This window comes from Gordonia sp. NPDC003424 (genome assembly GCF_053588655.1).
In genome coordinates this window covers 30,341-50,437 of sequence record NZ_JBSFQJ010000029.1, presented here as the reverse complement: position 1 = coordinate 50,437, position 20,097 = coordinate 30,341, and the positions used below count along the sequence as shown (strand labels likewise).

The following is a 20,097-nucleotide window of genomic DNA, read 5'->3' as shown; positions in this document are numbered from 1 at the left end:
AAACGCCCGGCCCCATTCCGAACCCGGAAGCTAAGCCCTCCAGCGCCGATGGTACTGCACCCTAACCAGTGTGGGAGAGTAGGACACCGCCGAACTAATATTGCACTGTGACCCCCGGATTCGTCCGGGGGTCACAGTCGTTTCTGGGGTCTTTTCCGATCGCGTCACCCGTTCTCGTGTCGGGGCACCACAATCATCGGAACCGCAAGGACGCGCAGCATTTTCGCGGCCGTCGAACCGAGGAACAGTCGTTTCGGTGCGGCCAGCCGGCTCGAGCCGACCATGATCATGTCGCCTGGGTGCCATTCGACCGTCGCGACCGCATCTTCGATGGTGCGGCCGTGGGCCACCATCGAGGAGATGTGGGTGTTCTCGGGGAGTCGTTCGTGAGCGGTGGTGATCGCCTTGTGTGCGAGGTTGGTCGCAAACGCCTGCGCTTCGTCTTCGTCCTCGTCGGTCTTGCGCGGCGGCATGTCGTCCCGTGACACCAGGGCCAGGAACCTGAGAGGGACGTTGCCGGCGGCACTCAGTGCGGCGGCCGTGTCGATGAGGGTCTCGGCTCCGGGGCGCCGGCCGATGGCTGTGGTGATCTCACGGATGGTGTCGGCGCCGGTGTATCGAAAACCACTCGGTGCCAACGCAACCGGAACGGGCGACGAGTGGAGCAGGTCGTTGACCACCGAGCCGAGGGAATGCCGCCCGACGAGCATGCCGCCACCGGATCCGCCGACGATCAGGAGGTTCGAATGCAGCCGCTCGACCTCTTTGATCAGCCCGTCGGCCGCGTTCTCCTCGAGGCAGACATGGGTTTGCACCGAGATGTCGTCGGGCACCATGGCTTCGGCTTCCCTCAGCCACTCGTGTGCCCGCTCGTCCAGGATCTCGGCGAAGTTCTCGGTTCTGCTGTAGCCCTGCAGGTTGTCCGGCGGGATGACCAGCGTGATATCCAGCGGAGCCCGCAGGGTGCGGGCGAGACAGACCCCCAGCGCGACTGCGTCCGCGCCACCCGAGGTGGCGATGTAGGCGACGAGCAGCTTCAACGTGTACTCCGATCGTGCGGTCGGGAACGAGACGTGAGTTCTCCGTTCCCATCTCAGCACGTGGGCGCCGCGGAGGTGGGGACTTCGTCCGCCTCGGCGTTCGGATCGACGATCACACCGCGCTGACCTGTGCGACGACATCGAATTCGAGGCCGTCGGCAGCCGCCAGATAGACGTCCTGACGGACGTGGCCGTCGGCGAAACACACCTCGCCACGGGGGCTGTCGTAGCGGAACATGTCGCCGGCCGCGCGGTCGAGCGACGACGCGCCGAGGTCCGGTGCCCGACGGGCGAGTTCGGCGAGCAGTGCCAGGCCTTCGTAGCACGATTCGCCGGGCGAGGTCAGCGGTGGTGCACAGAACCCGAACCGTCGCCCATAGCGGTGCTCGAAGTCGAGGTTGTGCGCCGTCGGCAGCGACTCGAAGTAGCCGGCAACCGAGTACAGCCCGCGCGATCCGGCGGCTCCCGTCCCCAGCAGCATGTTCTCGTCCATCAACGGACTGAGCCGGACACACTGCTGGTGCAGGCGGGCGGCGCCGAAAGCCCGATTGAAGTGGACCGCGTCGTCGCCGAGGAGAAGGACCAGGACGCCGTCGGCGCCCGAGCGGACGACGTCGTCGAGCACCTCGCCGAAACGGGTCGTGCCCAGCGGCAGGAACGCCGTGTGCACGATCCGCGCCGGCGAGTCGTCGGTGGTGAGGTGCATCGTGGCGCGGGTGGCGGTGCTGCGTGGCCACACGTAGTCGCTGCCCACCACGGCCCACCGCCGGATCCCGAGTTCGTCGGCCATCCACGACAGCGCCGGCAGCAGCTGTGCTTCGGGGACCTCGCCGGTCATGAACGTTGCGGGCGCCGACTCGCCGCCCTCGTACACCGCGGTGTAGACGTACGGTGTCCGCCCCTCCAAGACCCGGACCAGGCGTCGTCGCACGGCGGACGTGTGCCAGCCCACCACTGCATCCAGCCCTCGGCGAACATGATGAGCGACGTCGGCGGCCACCACGTCGGGCGCCCGGCCGCCGTCGATGGTCGTCACGGTCACCTCGGAGCCGCGCAGCCCGCCGGACGCGTTGATCTCCTCGATGGCCAGCTCCGCGCTCGCGGCGCACGACGGCCCGAAGATTCCCGATGGTCCGCTCTGCGGGATCACGAGCCCCAGGTGCATGATGAGTTCCCTCTACCGGTCTCGGCCTCGCAGCAAGTCTGCCAGGACCGCGTTACCTCGCGGTTTCGTCGAGTTCTCTGCTCGGCAGCACACGGGTCGACGTGGGTCACCGGGTCAGATGCGTGAGCCCGTCGCTGAGTGACAGGAACCGCCGCGAGCCGATCTCGGCCGCGAGGTCACGTTCGAGATCGATCTGTCGTTGACGGGCCGGGGCGATCTGATCGGACCCGTGTGGACTGAGGAACACCACGATGCGTCGCCGATCGACGGGATCGATCCTCCGGTAGACCATCGCCCGCGAGACCAGGCGATCGACGATCCGCGTCGCCGTCGCAGGTGGCAGTACCGCCTGGCGCGCCAGGTCGGACATTGTCCGGCCATCGCCGTCGGCCAGCACCGTCAGGACCCGCCACTGCTCGGGGGTCACCTCGAGTGCGGTGAGCATCGGGGCCAGACGTTCCTCGATGACCTGGACCGCCCGCAACAGCTGCAGGAGCAGTGGTGAACCGTCGACCTCGTCAGTCATCATCGACCTCCCCCGGTGGATCCTCGACGACGGTGATCCTCCCATCGACGACCGACACCCTGACGGTCGACGGACGTCCGGGCCCGGGCATCGTGGATCGCCGGACCATCGCGTCGGCGATCGGTGCGAGGAGGTCGCGGCGCAATACCCGGTTCACGTGGCGGGCGCCGTAGCGCACGTCGAATCCCGACTCGGCGAGCAGCGCGCGTGCGCCGTCGGACACCGAGCAGCCGATGCCGCGTCCGGCGAGCGCAGCCAGCAGGGTGTCGATCTCGCGATCGACGATCTCCCGTGCGACGTCACGGTCGAGGGAGACGAACGGGATCACTTCGTCGAAGCGATTGAACAACTCGGGGTCGAAGAACTCCCGCACCGCCTCCAGGACGATCTCGGTCTCGGTGCGCGGCCGTCCGAAGGTGCGGCGAATCGCGGTCAGCGTGCCGTCGACGACCGACCGGGCGCCGCGGTGCATGTCGTGCAGTTCCCGCGAACCGAGATTCGACGTGAGCAGGACGAGGCAGTTGCGGAAGTCGATCGACGTCGTTCCCGATGCCAGACGCAGGGTGCCGGTGTCGAGGATCTGCAGCAGCGCGCGCAGGACCGTGCCGTGGGCCTTCTCGATCTCGTCGAACAACACCACGCCGGGGCGCGACACGCTGCCCTCGATCTTGTCGCGTTCGAACAGGGTGAATTGCTCCTTGGAGCCGGCGTAGCCGGGCGGGGCTCCGGAAAGCGACGCCGCATAGTGTTCCTGTGCAAGGGAATTCATGTCGATCCGGCACAGGTTGTCCGCGTCGCCCCGGACGCTCGCGGCGACCTGCCGGGCGAGTTCCGTCTTGCCGACTCCGGTCGGGCCGACGAGCAGCAGGGAGGCGATGGGTCGGTGCGGGTCGCGGATGCCGGCCGCCGCGATCGTCAGTGCGCGCACGACCGCGTCGACGGCGTGGTCCTGGCCTCGGATGGATTCGCGTAGCGCGCCGGCCAGAGTCTCGGGCGATCGCAGATCGCCGAGCCGGAAACCGCCGGTCACGTCGAGATCGTTGAATTTGGTCGCGAGATAACCCGACACCGCTCCTCCTTTTGTTCCGTATGAAAGTAGATCACGGCATGCGGGAGACCGTGCACCCTCATATACTTCCGAATGAAAGTAAATCGATCGAGGAGGAGTCGACATGCGGCACGGAGACATCGCATCCAGTCCCGACACGGTGGGCGTGGCGGTGGTGAACTACAAGATGCCGCGCCTGCACACCCGCGACGAGGTCATCGCCAACGCCGAGGCCATTGCGCAGATGGTCGTCGGGATGAAGAGCGGACTGCCGGGAATGGACCTCGTCGTCTTCCCCGAGTACTCCACCCAGGGCATCATGTACGACACCGACGAGATGTACGCGACCGCGGCCACCGTGCCCGGTGACGAGACCGACATCTTCTCTGCGGCCTGTCGCGAGGCGAAGACGTGGGGAGTCTTCTCAATCACGGGCGAACGCCATGAAGATCATCCGAACAAGCCGCCGTACAACACGCTCGTACTGATCAACGACCAGGGCGAGATCGTGCAGAAGTACCGAAAGATCCTGCCGTGGACGCCGATCGAGGGGTGGTATCCGGGCGGACAGACCTATGTGACCGACGGCCCGAAGGGCCTGAAGGTCTCGCTCATCATCTGCGACGACGGCAACTATCCGGAGATCTGGCGGGATTGCGCGATGAAGGGTGCCGAACTCGTCGTCCGGCCGCAGGGTTACATGTATCCGGCCAAGGAACAGCAGGTGCTGATGGCGAAGTCGATGGCGTGGGCCAACAACTGCTACGTCGCGGTGGCCAACGCGACCGGCTTCGACGGGGTGTACTCCTACTTCGGTCACAGCGCGATCATCGGTTTCGACGGTCGCACCCTCGGTGAGTGCGGCGAAGAGGAGTACGGGGTGCAGTACGCGCAGCTGTCGCTGTCGACGATCCGGGACGCGCGGCGCTACGACCAGTCGCAGAACCACCTCTTCAAGCTGCTGCACCGGGGATATACCGGCGTCTTGGCCGGCGGCGACGGCGACAAGGGTGTCGCCGAGTGCCCGTTCGACTTCTACCGGAACTGGGTCACCGACGCCGAGGCCACCCAGAAGCAGGTGGAGGCCATCACCCGCGAGACCATCGGGGTGGCCGAGCGCCCCGTGTACGACCTGCCCACCGAGAAGGTCATGGAGGCCTGACCCTGCAACGTTGACGGCCCGGCCGCCCAAATACGTTGGGCGGCCGGGCCGTCGGCGATCGGTGGGGTGCCGATCAGCTCAGGTGGTGCACCTCCTGAAGTCCGTAGACCGGGGTGTCGAGGCCCTCGTACCGGGCCTTGAGCTGCAGCGCCAGATACAGCGAGTAGTGGCGTGACTGGTGCAGATTGCCGCCGTGGAACCACAGACCCGGCTGCTGGGTGGGCTTCCACATGTTGCGCTGCTCACCCTCCCACGGACCCGGGTCCTTGGTGGTGGAGGAGCCGAGACCCCACACCTTGCCCACCCGGTCGGCGACATCCTGGCCCATGAGGTCGGCCGCCCAGCCGTTCATCGAGCCATAGCCCGTCGCGTAGACGACGACGTCGGCGGGTAGCTCGGTGCCGTCGGCGAGCACCACGCTGTTCTCGGTGAGGTGATCGACCTCGCCGTGCGCGAGCTTGATGGTGCCGTCGGCGACGAGCTCGCAGGCGCCGACGTCGATGTAGTAGCCGGAGCCGCGTCGCAGATACTTCATGAACAGTCCGGAATCGTCGTCGCCGAAGTCGAGGTCGAAGCCGGCGTCTTCGAGCCGCTGGTAGAAGTCCTTGTCGCGTTCGCGGATCTCGTCGTAGATCGGGATCTGGAACTGGTGCATGATCCGGTAGGGCAGAGAGGCGAAGGTCAGGTCGGCCTTCTTGGTGGTCATGCCGGATTCCACCGCCTGCTCGCTGTAGAGTCCGCCGAGTCCGACCTCCATCAGCGAGTCCGAGCGCACGATGTGCGTCGACGACCGCTGCACCATCGTCGTGTCGATGCCGTTCTCCACCAAGGCTTTACAGATGTCGTGGGAGGAGTTGTTGGCGCCGATCACGACGACCTTCTTACCGGCGTAGCCGTCCGGGCCGGGGTGTCGGCTGGAATGATGCTGCTCCCCGGTGAACACGTCCTGCCCGGGGATCGTCGGCACGTTGGCCTTGCCCGACATCCCGGTCGCCAGCACGAGCTGAGTGGGATGCAGCGTCATCCGCTCGCCGTCGCGGTCGATCTCGACGGTCCACTGCTCGGCGTCCTCGTCGTAGGACGCCGACAGGCAGGTGGTCTTCGACCAGTACGGCACCTCCATGACCTTCGTGTAGAACTCGAGCCAGTCGCCGATCTTGTCCTTGGGGGCGAAGACCGGCCAGTTCGCCGGGAACGGGAGATACGGCAGGTGGTCGTACCACACCGGGTCGTGCAGGCACAGGCTCTTGTACCGCTGACGCCACTGGTCGCCGGGCCGGTCGTGGCGGTCGACGACGATCGACGGCACACCGAGCTGCCGCAGTCGCGCGCCGAGCGCGATGCCACCCTGCCCGCCGCCGATCACCAGGACGTACGGCTGCACGCTGCGGCCGAGCGCCGCTTCCTCGTCCTCACGCTTCTCCGCCCACGAGCGGCGGTCGGGGTCCGCGCCGTGCACGGCACCGAGCACGCGGCCGTGTCCGCTCGGCTCCTCGTATCCCTTGAGTTCCTGCAGCGCGGTCAGCAGTGTCCAGGCCTGGTCGCTGCCCGATTCGTCGTCGCGACGCAGCCGGAGGTGTCCCACCCCGCGTCCGATGGCGGTCTCGAACTCGATGAATGCCGAGGCCACGCCGTCGTCGTCGGTGGGTGTCTCGCTTGTGCGGAATCCGCTCGGGTCGGTGTCGGCCAGCCGTTCGCCGAGCATGCCGGCGATCTGCTCGCGCCCCTCGACGGTCTTGATGTTCCAGGTGAACGACACCAGGTCGCGCCAGAAGCTGTCGGTGGCGAACATGCCGGTCACCGCCTCGATGTCTCGGGCGGCCAGGGCGGCCTCGAAGCCCGCGAGCCACGCGTCGACGCGTTGCTGTGGATCGTCGGGTCGTGCCTGGGCGGTGGGTTCCAGTGTCTGCGTCATCGTGTTCTCCTCGGGCTCGGTCGATCTGTGATCCACAGCACACCCCCTGTCGAGTATGGGCGACAAGGGTTGCATCGGGTTGCGTCTTTGCGAGCGCGGTGTGATCGGGAGCACAATCGGGATGTGTCCGTACCCGATGCGCAACCTCGTCCGGAACCCGCGGTCGCCGCGGGGGAGGATCCGCGCCACTACGCCCAGCTGCTGTCGGCGGTCTACGACGCCGCGATGGCGGGGGAGAAGATGCCCGCGCGACCCCGATCGGTGATCGGTGAGTCGTGGAGCCGGGTGCTCGAGGCCGGTGTCGATCCGGAGCTCGGCTCGTCGGATGACGCGCTCGATGTGGGCGAACTCGAGTCGCGGCGCGGGGAGTCGGCGCTGTCGCTGGTGCTCGAGGATCTGACCCGCGGGCTCGACTCGGTCATCGCCGACGGCGACAACATCCTGGTGGTCGCCGATGCGCAGGGGTCGGTGCTGTGGCGCAGCGGTTCGCCACGGGTGCTGCACCGGGCCGACCGGCTCGGGTTCGTGGAAGGTGCCGACTGGGGTGAGTCCGCCGTCGGCACCAACGCGATCGGCACCGCCCTGATGTCGGGCCGGGCGGTGCAGGTGTTCTCCGCGGAACACTTTGTGCGGAGCCATCATTCGTGGACGTGTGCCGGCGCTCCGATCCGCGATCCGCGGACCGGGTCAGTCCTCGGCGTGGTGGACGTGAGCGGACCGGCGGCCACTATCCATCCGACGACCATCGCACTCGTCGATGTCGTCGCCAAGCTCGCCGAGTCGCAACTGCGTGATCACCACCGCCGAACCCTGGATCAACTGCGGTCGGTGGCCGCGCCGATGCTCGCCCGGTTGGGTGGACCGGCCCTCGCCGTCGACACCGACGGGTGGGTCGCGGCGCTCGACGCGGTGGCGCCGCGCACCCGGCTGACCCTGCCCAAGCAGGCCGCGCCCGGTCGCGTGTGGTTGCACAGCCTCGGTGACTGTGACCTCGAACCGTTGCCGGGCGGATGGCTGGTCCGGGTGGCCGAGGGTGACGGGTCGTCGGCGACGGTGATCGATCTCGACTTCCACGACATGCGCGCTCCCGTGGTCACCGTCATGAGCAGCACCGGGCGATGGACGATGCAGCCGTCGCCGCGGCACGCCGAGATTCTCGGTCTGCTGGCGCGGCATCCGGCGGGATGCAGTGCCGCCGAGATGTCGAAGCACCTGTTCGGCGTCGACGACCGCACGATCACGGTGCGCGCCGAGGTGTCGCGATTGCGCAAGCACCTCGGCGGGTTGCTCGCGGCCAACCCGTACCGGTACGCCGACGGCGTGACGGTACGGGTGGCCGACTAGCGTTTCGACGGGCTCGACGTTTCGACAGGCTCAACGTTCTGGCGAGCTCGACGTTCGGACAGGCTCGACGTTCTGGCAGGCTCGACGTCTCGACAGCCTCAACGTTCCGACAGGCTCAACGTTCCGACAGGCTCAACGTTCCGACAGGCTCAACGGGCGGGGGCGTTGATGGTCAGGTCCTCGTGGATGGCCTGGGCGGTGCGCTTGCCCATCCGGATCGCGCCGTCGACATGCTGGTAGCCGGCGCCCGCGATGTCCGAGCAGGAGAAGTGGATCGGTCCGACGGGGCGGCGCTGATCCTTGCCGTAGCGGTGCAGTCCACCGAGATCGAAGCTGGCGGCATACGCGCCGCGCGTCCATTCCTCGGCGCCCCAATCGGATTCGTAGTACACGACAGGTTCGAGCGCCTGCGGTCCGAGGAAGCGGGCGATGGAGGCGAGGATCGCCTTGCGGCGTTCGTCGGCGGGCAGCTCGAACATCGCGTCGGCCTTCTGATCGGACACGAAGCCGACCAGGGTGCCACGCTCGTCGCCGTGATTGGTGTTGTCGTAGACCTCCTGCACCGGTTCGGAGCCGCTGAATCCGGTGCCGGACAAGCCCTCGGCACGCCAGAACGGTGTCTCGTACACCGCGTGCACCTTGATGACCAGGCCGAGCGACTGGTGCTGATGCATCTGATGCTGACGGCGGGGCAGCGGCGGGTCGAACGAGATCCGGGTGTAGAGATTCGGCGGGACCGCGAGGATCACCCGCTGAGCACGGAATTCCAGGCCGCCGTCGGCGATCACGGTGACCCCACCGTCGGCGTCCCACCGGACCGTGCGCGCCGGTGAGTTCAGGAAGACGTTGTCGCCCAACCGTTCCGCCAACCGCTCCGACACCTGCTGCATACCGCCGACGACCCGTCGGTCGAGGATGAAGTCCTCGTCGACGAGGTTGCTGAACGATCCGGCCGAGGCCGCCATCAGTACGGCCTGCAGGGCGGAGAACGCATGAGCCGGTTTGGTCAGCATGCCGCCGGCCACGAACAGGCTGATGTTGTCGATCGCCGCGGTGTCGTCGGTGAGGTCTTCCAGCCAGCGCCGGAACGAGACCGTGTCCAGTTCGGCCGCGCGCGGATGTGCCCACGGCTCCTCGGCGCCGATCGCGGCGGCGAGGTCGTCGATGATCGCGGTGATGCGGTTCATCTCGGCGATGGTGTGGTCGGCGACAGGGAAGTCCTCGCCGTCGTAGACCACGCGTTCGCCGGAGGGCCTCACGTAGACCGAACTGCCCTCACGGTAGCGGGGGAAGGTCTGCAGGCCGAGTTCGTCGAGGGTTTCGTAGAGCGCGGACTGGTCGGGCGACACCCACTGGCCGCCGATCTCGAGCATGGCGCCGTCGATGGTGTCGGTCCAGGTGCGGCCGCCGACGCGGTCGCGGGCCTCGACGACGGCTACTGTTCGGCCTGCCTTGGTGAGTTCGTGGGCGGCGGTCAGGCCGGACGGTCCGGCGCCGATCACGACGACATCGCGTTCGATGATGGTGGTCACGGTTGCTTGCTCCTGAGGTGTTGGGGGAAGAGCTATTTCGACGCAGCTACGGATCGCGGAAGGGTTTCACCGCGGAAGAAGGCGGGCTGGGCGGTGCGCATCACCAGCATCAGCACCGCACCGATCGCCAGGACGCCGAAGCCGATGTAGAAGACGAGCCCGATGCCGAAGATCGAGGCGCCGCTGCCGTTGGCGGGATTCATGCTCTCGCCCACCGAGATGACGAACACGACCAGCAGGGCGATGCCGCCGATCAGTGGGAAGAGCAGGCGGAACACGATGTTGTGCACGCTGGCGAACAGGGTGCGGCGGAAGTACCAGACGCAGGCGAACGCGGTGATGCCGTAGTACCAGCAGATCATGATGCCCAGCGCGGCGATGGTGTCCCACAACGTGTTGTCCGACAGGATCGTCACGACCGTGTAGAACCCGCCGGTGACGACGCCGGCGAGGAGTGCGGCGAACGACGGCGACATGAACCGCGGGTGGATGTCGGCGACCTTGGTGGGGAAGGCGCGGTAGGTGCCCATCGCGAGCATGGTTCGCGCGACCGGCAGGAAGGTGGTCTGCAGGCTCGCGATCGATGACACCAGCACGGCGCTGAACAGCATGACGCCGCCCCACCGTCCGAGGATCGGTTCGGCAAGCGCGCCGAACACGTTCTCCGAGTTGTCCGGATTACCCAGTCCGAGTCCGGATTCGCCGACACCCGCGTACATCATCGTGGCCACGGCGATGAGCAGGTAGGTGAGCAGGATCGAGATCACACACAGCAGTCCGGCGCGTCCGGGCGTCCGCTTGGGGTCGGTGGATTCCTCGCCGAGGGTCAGGCAGGTGTCCCAGCCCCAGAACGCGAAGATCGATCCGGTGAGGCCGACCGCGAACGCGCCGATGGTCAGGCCGGTGAAGGGGTTGAACCAGTCGAGATCGAAATGCAGCTGTCCGGGCGCCTCGCCGTTGGCGACCTTGACGAATGCGGCGATGGCGAAGCCGATGAGGACGATCATCTGAAAAGCCACCAGTACGTACTGAATTCGTTGGCTGGTGGTGATGCCGCGCATCGACACCCAGGTGGCGATCGCCAGGAAGGCGAGTGTGGTGGCGATGTTGACGGCCTTGTTGCCGCCGAGATCGGCGAGCCACACCGAGTCGAATGCGCGCCCCAGGATGAGGTAGAAGAACTCCACCGCGACGGCGGCCAGGTTCGACAGCACGATGATCGTCGCGATGACCATGCCCCACCCACACATCCAGCCGACGTACGGCCCGAATGCCCTGGTGGACCAGGTGAACGAGGCGCCGCAGTCGGGGTTGTCGGCGTTGAGCTCCCGATAGCCGTACGCGGTGAGGAACATCGGGATGAAGCCGGCGATGAGGATGGCCGGCATCTTCAATCCGACGGCCGCGACGATCAGCCCGATGGACGCGGTGAGCGTGTATCCCGGTGCGACCGTGGAGATGCCGAGGACGGCGCCGGAGATCACGCCGATCTTGCCGGCGGCCAGGCCCTTGGTGGTCAGGTCCTCGACCGCCGGCGCGTCATGGGCCGGGGACAGTTGTGTGGTCATCGGTTTTCTCCGTCAGGACTGCAGCGCGATGTATTTGGTGTTGAGGTACTCGTCGATGCCCTCGCTGCCACCTTCGCTGCCGAGGCCCGACTGCTTGACGCCACCGAACGGCGCGGCGGGGTCCGAGATGATGCCGCGATTGACCCCGACCATGCCGGATTCCAGTGCGGCCGAGACACGTAGCGCCCGGTCGAGGTCGCGGGTGTAGAAGTAGGCGGCAAGTCCGTACTCGGTGGCGTTGGCGCGTTCGATCGCCTCGGCCTCGGTGTCGAAGCCGGTGATCGTGGCGACGGGCCCGAAGATCTCCTCGTCGAGGATGGCGGCGTCGGCGGGGAGGTTGTCGAGCACGGTGGGCGAGTAGAACCAGCCGTCGCCCTCGATCACCTTGCCGCCGGTGCGGACGACCGCACCCTCGGCGACCGCGCCGTCGACCAGCGCGGCGATCCGATCGCGTTGCCGCTCATTGATGATCGGCCCGACCTCGGTCCCGTCGGCCCACCCGGGGCCGACCCGCAGCGCACCGATGCGATCGGCCAGGGCCGCGGTGAACTGTTCACGCACCGAGTTGTGCACCAGGAAACGGTTGGCCGACGTGCACGCCTCGCCGCCGTTGCGCATCTTGGCGGCCATCGCGCCGTCGACCGCGGCGGCGAGGTCGGCGTCGTCGAACACGATGAAGGGGGCGTTGCCGCCGAGCTCCATCGACGTCCGCAGCACCTGATCGGCGGCCTGTGCCAACAACTTTCGGCCGACCTGGGTCGAACCGGTGAACGAGATCTTGCGCAGCCTCGAGTCGTTCATCAGCGCACCGACCACACCGACCGCGTCGCGGGTCGGCAGCACCGACAGCACGCCGGCGGGCAGGCCGGCCTCGGCGAAGAGGCGGGCGAGCAGCAGCATGGTCAGCGGTGTGTCCTCGGACGGCTTGACCACCACGGTGCAGCCGGCCGCGAGCGCGGGACCGATCTTGCGGGTGCCCATGGCCAGCGGGAAGTTCCACGGGGTCACGGCGAGGACCGGACCGACCGGTTCCCTCGTGACCAGGATGCGGCCGTTACCGGACGGCGCCGGCGCGGTGCGCCCGCCGACGCGGACCGCCTCCTCGGCGAACCAGCGCAGGAACTCCGCGCCATAGGCGACCTCGCCCCGGGCCTCGGCGAGTGGCTTGCCCATCTCCAGGGTCATCACCAGGGCCAGGTCGTCGGTGTGCTCGACGACGAGTTCCCAGGCGCGATAGAGGATCTCCGACCGGGTGCGGGCAGGGGTCGCGGCCCACGCGGCCTGGGCCGCAGCGGCGGTGTCGAGGGCGGTCATGGCGTCGGCGATCGTGGCGTCGGCGACCCGGGCGAGCAGCTCACCGGTCGCCGGGGCGATGACGTCGAACTCGTTGCCGTTGCTCGCGGGAACGGACTGTCCGCCCAGCCAGAGGCCTGTGGGCAGTGCGGGGAGGGAGGGGGTGCTCATGGTGTGCTCCTGTGTGACGGGGCCCTTTGACACGCGCGCTCGGCTATCGCCTCGCGGGCTGCTCAGGGATCGGGGAAGCGGGCTACGCTGCGGCGGCGGTCAGGATCGCGTCGGCGAGGACATCAAGGCCGTCGGTGAGCAGGTCGTCGTCGATGACCAGCGGCGGGAGCAGGCGGATGACGTTGCCGTAGGTGCCGCAGGTCAGGATGATGACACCTTCGGCGAGGCACTGCGCCGCAACCTTTTTGGTCAGGTCCGGGTCCGGCTCGGTGGTGCCGGGCCGGACGAGTTCGATGGCGAGCATGCCGCCGCGGCCGCGGACATCGCCGATCACGTCGACCTCGTCGGCGAGTGACCGCAGCCGCGCGAGGGCGAGGTCACCGATGTGGCGGGCCCGGGCCGGCATGTCGTGGGTGCGCATGGCGTCGATCGCGGCAAGCGCGGCGGCGCAGGCGACCGGGTTGCCGCCGTAGGTGCCGCCGAGACCACCGGCATGGACCTTGTCGAGCAGGTCGGCGCGGCCGGTGATCGCGGCCAGCGGCATGCCGCCGGCGATGCCCTTGGCCATCGTGATGATGTCGGGCACGATCTGCTCGTCATTGCAGGCGAACCAGTCGCCCGTCCGGGCGAAGCCGGTCTGCACCTCGTCGGCGATGAACACGACCCCGTTGTCCTTGGCCCATGCGACGAGGGTCGGGAGGAATCCACGTGCGGGCACGATGAACCCGCCCTCACCCTGGATGGGTTCGATGATGATGGCGGCGAGCGCGTCGGCGCCGATCTGCTTCTCGATCTGCGAGATGGCGCGGCGGGCGGCCTGCTCACCGGTCAGCCCGTCGCTGTCGCGGAACGGGTAGCTCATCGGCATCCGGTAGATCTCCGGGGCGAACGGACCGAAGTTGTGCTTGTACGGCATGTTCTTAGCGGTCAGCGCCATCGTCAGGTTGGTGCGACCGTGGTAGGCGTGATCGAAGGCGACCACCGCGTTGCGTCCGGTCGCCAGGCGCGCGACCTTCACCGCGTTCTCCACGGCCTCGGCACCCGAGTTGAACAGCACCGTGCGCTTCTCGTGCTCGCCGGGCGTCAGGGCCGCGAGTTCCTCGGCGACGCGGACGTACCCCTCGTACGGCGTGACCATGAAGCAGGTGTGGGTGAAGTGGCCGACCTGCTCCCGGACCGCCTGGGCGACACCGGCATCCGACGCTCCGACACTGGTGACGGCGATGCCGGAGCCGAGATCGATGAGCGAGTTGCCGTCGACGTCGACGATCACACCGCCGTCGGCATCGGCGGCGTACACCGGCACCGACGATCCGACGCCGGCCGCGACCGTGGCGCGACGACGTGCGGTGAGCGACTCGGAGCGCGGCCCGGGCAGCGGTGTGACGAGGTGCCGCTTCTGGGGCAGGCGGTAGGTGAGGTCGGTCATGACGGGCTCCTGAGGTGTCGGGTGCGTCTCTGCACTGAAGTGTTTCGTGGATGGGTGGTCGGCGATATCGACATTCCGGTGAACCGAAGGCGTATCGCGACGACGTTTTGTCAGGTTGACGGTCGCGCTCGTGTCAGTCGTTGTCACGCGGCACGACGACGACCGGGACGCCGAGGACACGCAGCATCTTGGCGGCGATCGAACCGAGGAAGAGTCGGCGTGGCTGGGCCAGTCTGCTCGCCCCCACCATGATCAGGTCGCCGTCACTCCAGGTCAGGGCGTCGAGAGCGGTTTCCACGGATGTGCCCTCGGCGACCGCCGAGGTGACCCGCAACTCCGCCGGCAGCGGTGCGAGTGCCTTGTCCACCGTTTCGTGCGCGTGATCCAGCGCCCGCCGGAGACGCTGCGCGTCGACTGTGGCGGCCGGGTCGAGGGCGACCAGGGACACCAGACGCAGCGGCAGCCCGCCCTGGGCGCACGTGCGCACCGCCGTGTCCAGGAGTTCGCCGGCACCCGGCAGCATGCCCAGCGCGCAGGTGACCTCGCGCGCGCGGTGAACCGTCGAGTGTCGTATTCCTCTGGGGGACAACACAATGGGCACCGGTGACGACTGCAGAAGCTCGTTGACGACCGAGCCGAGGGTGTGGCCGCGGACGACGCCGCCACCCGAGCCACCCACGACGATCGCGTGCGCTCCGAGACGTTGTGTCTCGGCGATCAGCCCTGCCGCGATCGAGTCGGCCACGACGATGTGCGTGGTGGCCGACACGTCGGACGGGACCAGATCGGTGGCTTCGGCGAGCCACTGCTCGGATTGTTCCACCACGACCTCGTCGTAGGCGGCCGAGCCGAGGAGCGGTGCGGAGCGCTCGCGGGGCACGACGAGGCAGATGTCGAGGTCGGCGTGCAGTGTCCGCGCCAGTCGCACACCGACGGCGATCGCGTCGGCGCCACCGGTGGTGGCGAGGTAGGCAACGAGCAGCCGCATCGTGAACTCCATTTCTGACAGCTGGGAGAGAACTCGGCGGGGGGTTGCCCCGCCGCCCTCAACTGTGCTCTCCTCCAAGGGCGAGTGTGGGTGCCACAATGTCCGGCTGAACCCGCCCGCGCCGGACAGATTGGAGTTGCCATGGGTGTGCCGGTCCGTTGGTTGCTCGGGCGCCGCGAACTCGGCTTGCGGCGGGTTGCGGGTGGTGCCGACGATGCCGAGATCACTTTCGTGGTCGCCTCCGAGCTCGAACGGCCGGGCGAATGGCTTTCCGGCGGTGAGGCGGTGCTGACCACCGGCCTGGGACTGCCCTCCGATGACGCGGGTCAACGCCGCTACGTGGCGGAGCTCGTCGAGAGTGGGGCCGCCGCCCTCGGGGTCGGCATCGGATTCTCGCACGAGAACGTCCCGGCCGAACTGATCGCGGCCGCCGACGACCACGGCCTCACCCTGTTCACGGTCCCGCTGCCGACACCGTTCGTCGCGGTGGTCAAGACCGTCACGGATCGCCTCGCCGAATTGCAGTACGACGCGGTCCTCCTGGCGTCACGGGCGCAACCACGGATGACCAGGGCTGCCGTCGGTGGCGGGCCGTCGGCGCTGATCAAGGAACTCTCGGTGGCGTGTGCCGCCGCGGTCGTGTTGCTCGACGGAGACGAACGCGTCATCGACACCTATCCGGTCGATCTTGCCGCCGACGTGGTGGCGTCGGTGGCCGAGCTCATCTCGCGTGATTCCTCGAGTGTGGTGAGCGGGGTGTCGTCGAGCCCGTTCGGTGTGGTGGTGACGCAATCGATCCGCGTCGAGAAGCGGGTCCACGGGTATCTCGGGGTGGTGTTCGCCGGCGATCCGCGCCCGACGGACCAGGTTCTCATCGGACACGCGAATTCGCTTCTGGCACTTGACTTCGAAAAACCACGCCGACTGCATCTGCAACAGTCCCGGATCAACACCGCGGCGTTGCGCATCCTGTTGTCGGGCACCGCGGATCGCAACACCGCGCGCGACGTGGTGATGGCCGCGGGCGACGCCCACGACGAGGTGCGGGTGCTGACCGTGCTGGATCTGCCGCAACGCGGCACATCGGTGGTGTCCACGATCGACGACGCGCTCGCGGCATCGGCGCGGCCGGTGTTCGTCATCGAGGATGCCGGCACCCTCGTGGTGCTGCTCCGCGGCACCGACACCGTCGAGTTCGCCGGCCGGCTCTTCGAGGGGTTGACCCCGGCGCAGCGCCGCGGGCTGCGGATCGGGCTCAGTGCCGCCCATCGCATCGACGATCTGGGCACCGCCGTCGACCAATCCCGAATGGCGGCGGCCTCGGCCGAGCGGCGCGGATTTCCCGAGGAGTCGACGTCGCTCGCGGGCCGCGCGTTGCTCTCCTTCCCGGAATCGCGGCGGGTACTCGACGGGCTCGCCGAGATCCTCGTCGCACCGCTCGTCGAATACGACACCGCCCACGGCACCGACCTGCTGGCCTCCCTGCGCGCCTACCTGGAGGCGAACGGTCAGTGGGAGGCCGCGGCCGCCGCGCTGGGCGTGCACCGGCACACCCTGCGCGGACGGATCGCGCGGGCGGAAGAGGTGCTGGGTTGCGACCTCTCCGTCGCCCGGGTGCGCGCCGAGCTGCTGCTCGCGATCATCGCCCGGACCTGAGCATGGGGGTGGTGCCCGCGCGTTGCGGCCGGGCCCCTCGGCTCAGGGAGTGGTAAGTGGCTGCCGCGCAACGTGATCGACGAGCAGGCGAACCTCGGCGGCGGCCAACAGGCCACGCGCGGTGTCCAGGTCGTCGTCGCGCAGGCGGGCGACCATGTCGTCGAGTCGTGCGATCGGCGCGTGATGACGCCCTGCCCACACTTCGATCGCCTCGGCGGCCGGTGTGCCGGCCCGCGTGTCGGTCAGGATCACCCGCACCAGGGCTCGGTGCGCCGCGGTGATCTCGTCGGCGACCACCGCGGCGGCCATCGCGGCCCAGTGGTCGCCGCGGGCACCCGCGAGCATCCGGGCACGCAATCCGTCCAGACCGAACCGCTCACCCGCGACGCGCCACGTCTCCCAGACACGGCTCACCGGAAGGTCGAGGGAGGCGGCCTCGTCGGCGATCGGCAGCGCGTGGGTAACCGCGGTGAGGGTGGTCCGGTCGATCGCCGGATCGCCGGTCAGCGGGGACAGGCCCGCCCGGAGTTCGGTGACGACTGGCGCCAGCGCGCGCACCTGCGCGACAAGGTCGTGCGGCGACCCGAAGCGACGCGAGTTCCCTTGTCGCAGAATCCACCCCGTGGCCTCCTCGATCGCCGTCTGAACGTCGGTCAGCAGTCTCATGCGCTCGCCGTGGGACAGGTCCCGACGCGCGACGACGGCGTCCCACAGGTCCGGCAGCCCCAGGGTGTCGGCGGCGAGCGCGTAGGCGCTGACGATCTCCGGGGTGGATACCCCGAACCGCTCCTCGGCACGGTAGACGAAACCGGGTCCGACGTGATCGATCAAATCGTTGGCCAGGCGGACCGCCACGATCTCGCGCGCGACGCGGTGCCCGAACACGTTGTCGCCGAGCGTGTCTCGGATGGCGCCCGGGAAGTAGTCGGTCAGTATGTGCGCGAACGCGTCGTGGTCGGGGACGGTGGAGGCGAGCAGATCGTCGCGGACCACGTTCTTGGACATGGCCAGGAGCACCGCGATCTCCGGCCGGACGAGTCCGCTGCCGTCCCGTAGCCGTCCGTCGAGTTGGCCGCTGGTCGGCAGCACCTCGGCGGTTCGGTCGATCCCGGTGGTCGCTTCGAGGTTCTCGATGAGCCGCGCATGCCGGCCCAGCAGGAACGACGAATTCGACTCGGCCAGCGAGAGGGCCAGCGTCTGGCGATCGCAGTCGGCGAGCACGGCTGCGGCGACATCATCCGTCGCGCCGGCGAGCAGCTCGTCGCGCGCCGCCGCGGTGACCTCGCCCGACCGAACGAGGGCATCCAGGGCGATCTTGAGGTTCACCTCTCGGTCCGAGGTCGCGACACCGGCCGCGTTGTCGATGAAGTCGCCGTTGACCCGACCGCCCGCCAATGAGTATTCGACGCGGGCGCGCTGGGTCAGGCCCAGGTTGCCGCCCTCGCCGATCACCGTGGCGCGCAGCGTCGTCGCATCCACGCGCAGGATGTCGTTGGCCGAATCGCCGGCCGCCGAATGCGGTTCGGTCGACGCCTTCACGTAGGTGCCGACGCCGCCGTTGAAGAGCAGATCCACCCGGGCGCGCAGAATCGCCGAGATCAGCTGGTGCGGTGCGAGTTCGGCGTCGTCGACGTCCAGTGCACGACGCGCCTCGGGGGAGAGCGGGATGGATTTCGTGGACCGCGGCCACACGCCACCGCCGACGGAGATCAGGCTGCGGTCGTAGTTGTCCCAGGTGCTCGACGGCAGATGGAAGAGCCGTTGGCGCTCGAAGAACGACGACTGTGCGTCCGGATTCGGGTCGAGGAAGATGTGCCGATGGTCGAACGCCGCGACCAGGCGGATCGCCGGCGACGACAGCATGCCGTTGCCGAACACGTCGCCCGACATGTCGCCGATCCCGACGACGGTGAACTCGTCTGTCTCCGCATCGATGCCCGACTCGGACAGGTGACGGCTCACCGCGAGCCACGCGCCGCGGGCGGTGATGCCCATGGCCTTGTGGTCGTAGCCGGCGGACCCACCGGAGGCGAACGCATCGCCGAGCCAGAACCCGCGCCGCAGCGCGATCGCGTTGGCGACATCGGAGAAGCGAGCGGTGCCCTTGTCGGCGGCGACCACGAGATAGGGATCGGGACCGTCGGTGACCACGGTGTCGGCCGGATGCACGACTCCCTCACCGGAGCGGTTGTCGGTGACGTCGAGCAGTGCCTCGATGAACTCCGAGTAGGCGGCTCGCACACGCTCGGGCGTCGGCTCGCCACCGCGCACCACGAACGCACCCTTGGCACCGACCGGCACGATGAGGGAGTTCTTGACGACCTGCGTGCGCATCAGGCCGAGCACCTCGGTGCGGAAATCGCCGGGGCGCTCGGAATGCCGGAGCCCGCCCCGGGCGATCGGTCCGCCGCGCACATGGCTGCCCTCGACGGTTGCCGAGTGGACGAACAGTTCCCGGAACGGGACCACCGCGGTGGCCGGTTCGACCAGCGACGGATCGAGTTTGAGCGCCAGAGCCCGCGTCGACGGGACACCTTGCTGGAACCAGTTGGTGCGCAACGTAGCCCGCACCGCCGACCGCAGCGAGCGGAACAGGCGGTCGGCGTCGAGGGTGGCTGCGGTGGCGATCGCCGCGTCGAGGCGCCGCTCGGCGTCGTCGATCGCGGCCTCGCGGTCGGTCAGCTGTGGGCGCAGCCGTGCGGTGAACAGATCGAGCAGTCCGCGGATGACATCGGGGCGTCCGGCCAGCAGGGCCGCCACGTTCTCCGCCTCGATCGACAGGCCGCATTGGGCGACGTAGCGGCACAGCGTCCGGATCAGGACGACCTCGGCGCCCGACAGCGACGCGGTGACCACGTGGCGCAGGTGGCCGTCGACCTCGAAGGTGTCCTGCCCGAGCAGCCCGAATGCCTCGGAGACCGAGTCGGCCGTGGCCGGGTCCCACGCGCACGACGACGGCATCTGCAGGACGAGTCGATGCACTGGCACCTCCGCGTCATCCACACCCGCCTCGTGCGCGATCACCTCGAGACCGAAGTGGCCGAAGGTCGCGATGAGGCCGGTCATGCTCGGTGCATTGTGCGGCCACGTCAGCGTCGCCCGCACCCGGGTCGCGCCCGGACCGCTCGGCGCGAAGGTGAGCGACGGGGCGTCGGGGGAATGGGACAGGTCGGTGGGTTCGTGCGTGGGGGACGTGCTGGCTTCGATCACCGCGAGACTCCTTTGTCATCGGCGTGAATGTCGGGTCCCACCGTGCCCGG

The 20,097-nt window shown here is 68.4% G+C and carries 14 protein-coding genes and 1 rRNA gene; 4 read left to right on the top strand and 11 right to left on the bottom strand.

What is annotated here, in order from left to right:
* Positions 1-95 (top strand): 5S ribosomal RNA (rrf, locus tag ACWDTI_RS26065); the annotation flags it as partial.
* Positions 96-164: 69 nt separating this feature from the next.
* Here rrf and ACWDTI_RS26060 read toward each other — a convergent pair.
* The 4 genes from ACWDTI_RS26060 to ACWDTI_RS26045 form a co-directional block, all read right to left on the bottom strand.
* On the bottom strand, positions 165-1,100 hold the full coding sequence (locus ACWDTI_RS26060) for a universal stress protein (protein ID WP_449741035.1): 936 nt from the start codon (positions 1,098-1,100) through the stop codon (positions 165-167).
* A 52-nt stretch (positions 1,101-1,152) separates the two neighbouring features.
* Positions 1,153-2,205 carry a substrate-binding domain-containing protein gene (locus ACWDTI_RS26055; protein WP_449741034.1) on the bottom strand — a complete coding sequence of 351 codons (1,053 nt, stop codon included), beginning with the start codon at positions 2,203-2,205 and terminating at the stop codon, positions 1,153-1,155.
* 106 nt (positions 2,206-2,311) lie between these two features.
* The gene (locus tag ACWDTI_RS26050; RefSeq protein ID WP_449741033.1) at positions 2,312-2,734 is read right to left on the bottom strand and encodes a MarR family winged helix-turn-helix transcriptional regulator; all 423 of its coding nucleotides are present in this window, start codon (positions 2,732-2,734) and stop codon (positions 2,312-2,314) included.
* Positions 2,724-3,800: an AAA family ATPase gene (locus ACWDTI_RS26045; RefSeq protein WP_449741032.1), complete on the bottom strand. Its 1,077-nt coding sequence runs from the start codon at positions 3,798-3,800 to the stop codon at positions 2,724-2,726. Before ACWDTI_RS26045 ends, ACWDTI_RS26050 begins: the two co-directional genes overlap by 11 nt.
* Before the next feature lie 103 nt (positions 3,801-3,903).
* On the opposite strand from ACWDTI_RS26045, the gene ACWDTI_RS26040 reads away from it, so the two are divergent.
* Positions 3,904-4,941, top strand: coding sequence for an aliphatic amidase (locus ACWDTI_RS26040; protein ID WP_449741031.1), 1,038 nt, complete (start codon positions 3,904-3,906; stop codon positions 4,939-4,941).
* A 73-nt stretch (positions 4,942-5,014) separates the two neighbouring features.
* On the opposite strand, the gene ACWDTI_RS26035 is transcribed toward ACWDTI_RS26040, so the two are convergent.
* Positions 5,015-6,856: an NAD(P)-binding domain-containing protein gene (locus ACWDTI_RS26035; protein ID WP_449741030.1), complete on the bottom strand. Its 1,842-nt coding sequence runs from the start codon at positions 6,854-6,856 to the stop codon at positions 5,015-5,017.
* A 123-nt stretch (positions 6,857-6,979) separates the two neighbouring features.
* On the opposite strand from ACWDTI_RS26035, the gene ACWDTI_RS26030 reads away from it, so the two are divergent.
* On the top strand, positions 6,980-8,200 hold the full coding sequence (locus ACWDTI_RS26030; RefSeq protein ID WP_449741029.1) for a GAF domain-containing protein: 1,221 nt from the start codon (positions 6,980-6,982) through the stop codon (positions 8,198-8,200).
* Positions 8,201-8,349: 149 nt separating this feature from the next.
* Here ACWDTI_RS26030 and ACWDTI_RS26025 read toward each other — a convergent pair whose 3' ends face one another.
* The 5 genes from ACWDTI_RS26025 to ACWDTI_RS26005 all read right to left on the bottom strand — a co-directional run bounded on the left by ACWDTI_RS26025 (position 8,350) and on the right by ACWDTI_RS26005 (position 15,181).
* Positions 8,350-9,732 (bottom strand): flavin monoamine oxidase family protein, encoded by a 1,383-nt coding sequence (locus ACWDTI_RS26025; RefSeq protein WP_449741028.1) that lies wholly within the window; start codon positions 9,730-9,732, stop codon positions 8,350-8,352.
* A gap of 32 nt (positions 9,733-9,764) precedes the next feature.
* Positions 9,765-11,300 (bottom strand): APC family permease, encoded by a 1,536-nt coding sequence (locus ACWDTI_RS26020; RefSeq protein ID WP_449741027.1) that lies wholly within the window; start codon positions 11,298-11,300, stop codon positions 9,765-9,767.
* Positions 11,301-11,312: 12 nt separating this feature from the next.
* Positions 11,313-12,764, bottom strand: coding sequence for an NAD-dependent succinate-semialdehyde dehydrogenase (locus ACWDTI_RS26015; RefSeq protein WP_449741026.1), 1,452 nt, complete (start codon positions 12,762-12,764; stop codon positions 11,313-11,315).
* A gap of 82 nt (positions 12,765-12,846) precedes the next feature.
* Positions 12,847-14,193, bottom strand: a complete 1,347-nt coding sequence (gene gabT / locus ACWDTI_RS26010; RefSeq protein ID WP_449741025.1) for a 4-aminobutyrate--2-oxoglutarate transaminase — start codon at positions 14,191-14,193, stop codon at positions 12,847-12,849.
* Between the two features lie 133 nt (positions 14,194-14,326).
* Positions 14,327-15,181 carry a universal stress protein gene (locus ACWDTI_RS26005; RefSeq protein WP_449741024.1) on the bottom strand — a complete coding sequence of 285 codons (855 nt, stop codon included), beginning with the start codon at positions 15,179-15,181 and terminating at the stop codon, positions 14,327-14,329.
* Between the two features lie 141 nt (positions 15,182-15,322).
* Here ACWDTI_RS26005 and ACWDTI_RS26000 point away from each other — a divergent pair, with 141 nt between their 5' ends.
* The gene (locus ACWDTI_RS26000; protein WP_449741023.1) at positions 15,323-16,837 is read left to right on the top strand and encodes a PucR family transcriptional regulator; all 1,515 of its coding nucleotides are present in this window, start codon (positions 15,323-15,325) and stop codon (positions 16,835-16,837) included.
* Positions 16,838-16,879: 42 nt separating this feature from the next.
* On the opposite strand, the gene ACWDTI_RS25995 is transcribed toward ACWDTI_RS26000, so the two are convergent.
* Entirely contained in the window at positions 16,880-20,047 is a 3,168-nt protein-coding gene (locus ACWDTI_RS25995; RefSeq protein WP_449741022.1) for an NAD-glutamate dehydrogenase domain-containing protein, read from the bottom strand.
* Positions 20,048-20,097 lie beyond the last annotated feature (50 nt).

What these genes read in the sequence shown, in the direction of transcription:
- ACWDTI_RS26055 (WP_449741034.1), bottom strand. Translation starts at nt 2,205, where the DNA reads ATGCACCTGGGGCTCGTGATCCCGCAGAGCGGACCATCGGGAATCTTC.
- ACWDTI_RS26050 (WP_449741033.1), bottom strand. Translation starts at nt 2,734, where the DNA reads ATGATGACTGACGAGGTCGACGGTTCACCACTGCTCCTGCAGCTGTTG.
- ACWDTI_RS26040 (WP_449741031.1), top strand. Translation starts at nt 3,904, where the DNA reads ATGCGGCACGGAGACATCGCATCCAGTCCCGACACGGTGGGCGTGGCG.
- ACWDTI_RS26035 (WP_449741030.1), bottom strand. Translation starts at nt 6,856, where the DNA reads ATGACGCAGACACTGGAACCCACCGCCCAGGCACGACCCGACGATCCA.
- ACWDTI_RS26020 (WP_449741027.1), bottom strand. Translation starts at nt 11,300, where the DNA reads ATGACCACACAACTGTCCCCGGCCCATGACGCGCCGGCGGTCGAGGAC.
- ACWDTI_RS26015 (WP_449741026.1), bottom strand. Translation starts at nt 12,764, where the DNA reads ATGAGCACCCCCTCCCTCCCCGCACTGCCCACAGGCCTCTGGCTGGGC.
- gabT (WP_449741025.1), bottom strand. Translation starts at nt 14,193, where the DNA reads ATGACCGACCTCACCTACCGCCTGCCCCAGAAGCGGCACCTCGTCACA.
- ACWDTI_RS26005 (WP_449741024.1), bottom strand. Translation starts at nt 15,181, where the DNA reads ATGCGGCTGCTCGTTGCCTACCTCGCCACCACCGGTGGCGCCGACGCG.
- ACWDTI_RS26000 (WP_449741023.1), top strand. Translation starts at nt 15,323, where the DNA reads ATGGGTGTGCCGGTCCGTTGGTTGCTCGGGCGCCGCGAACTCGGCTTG.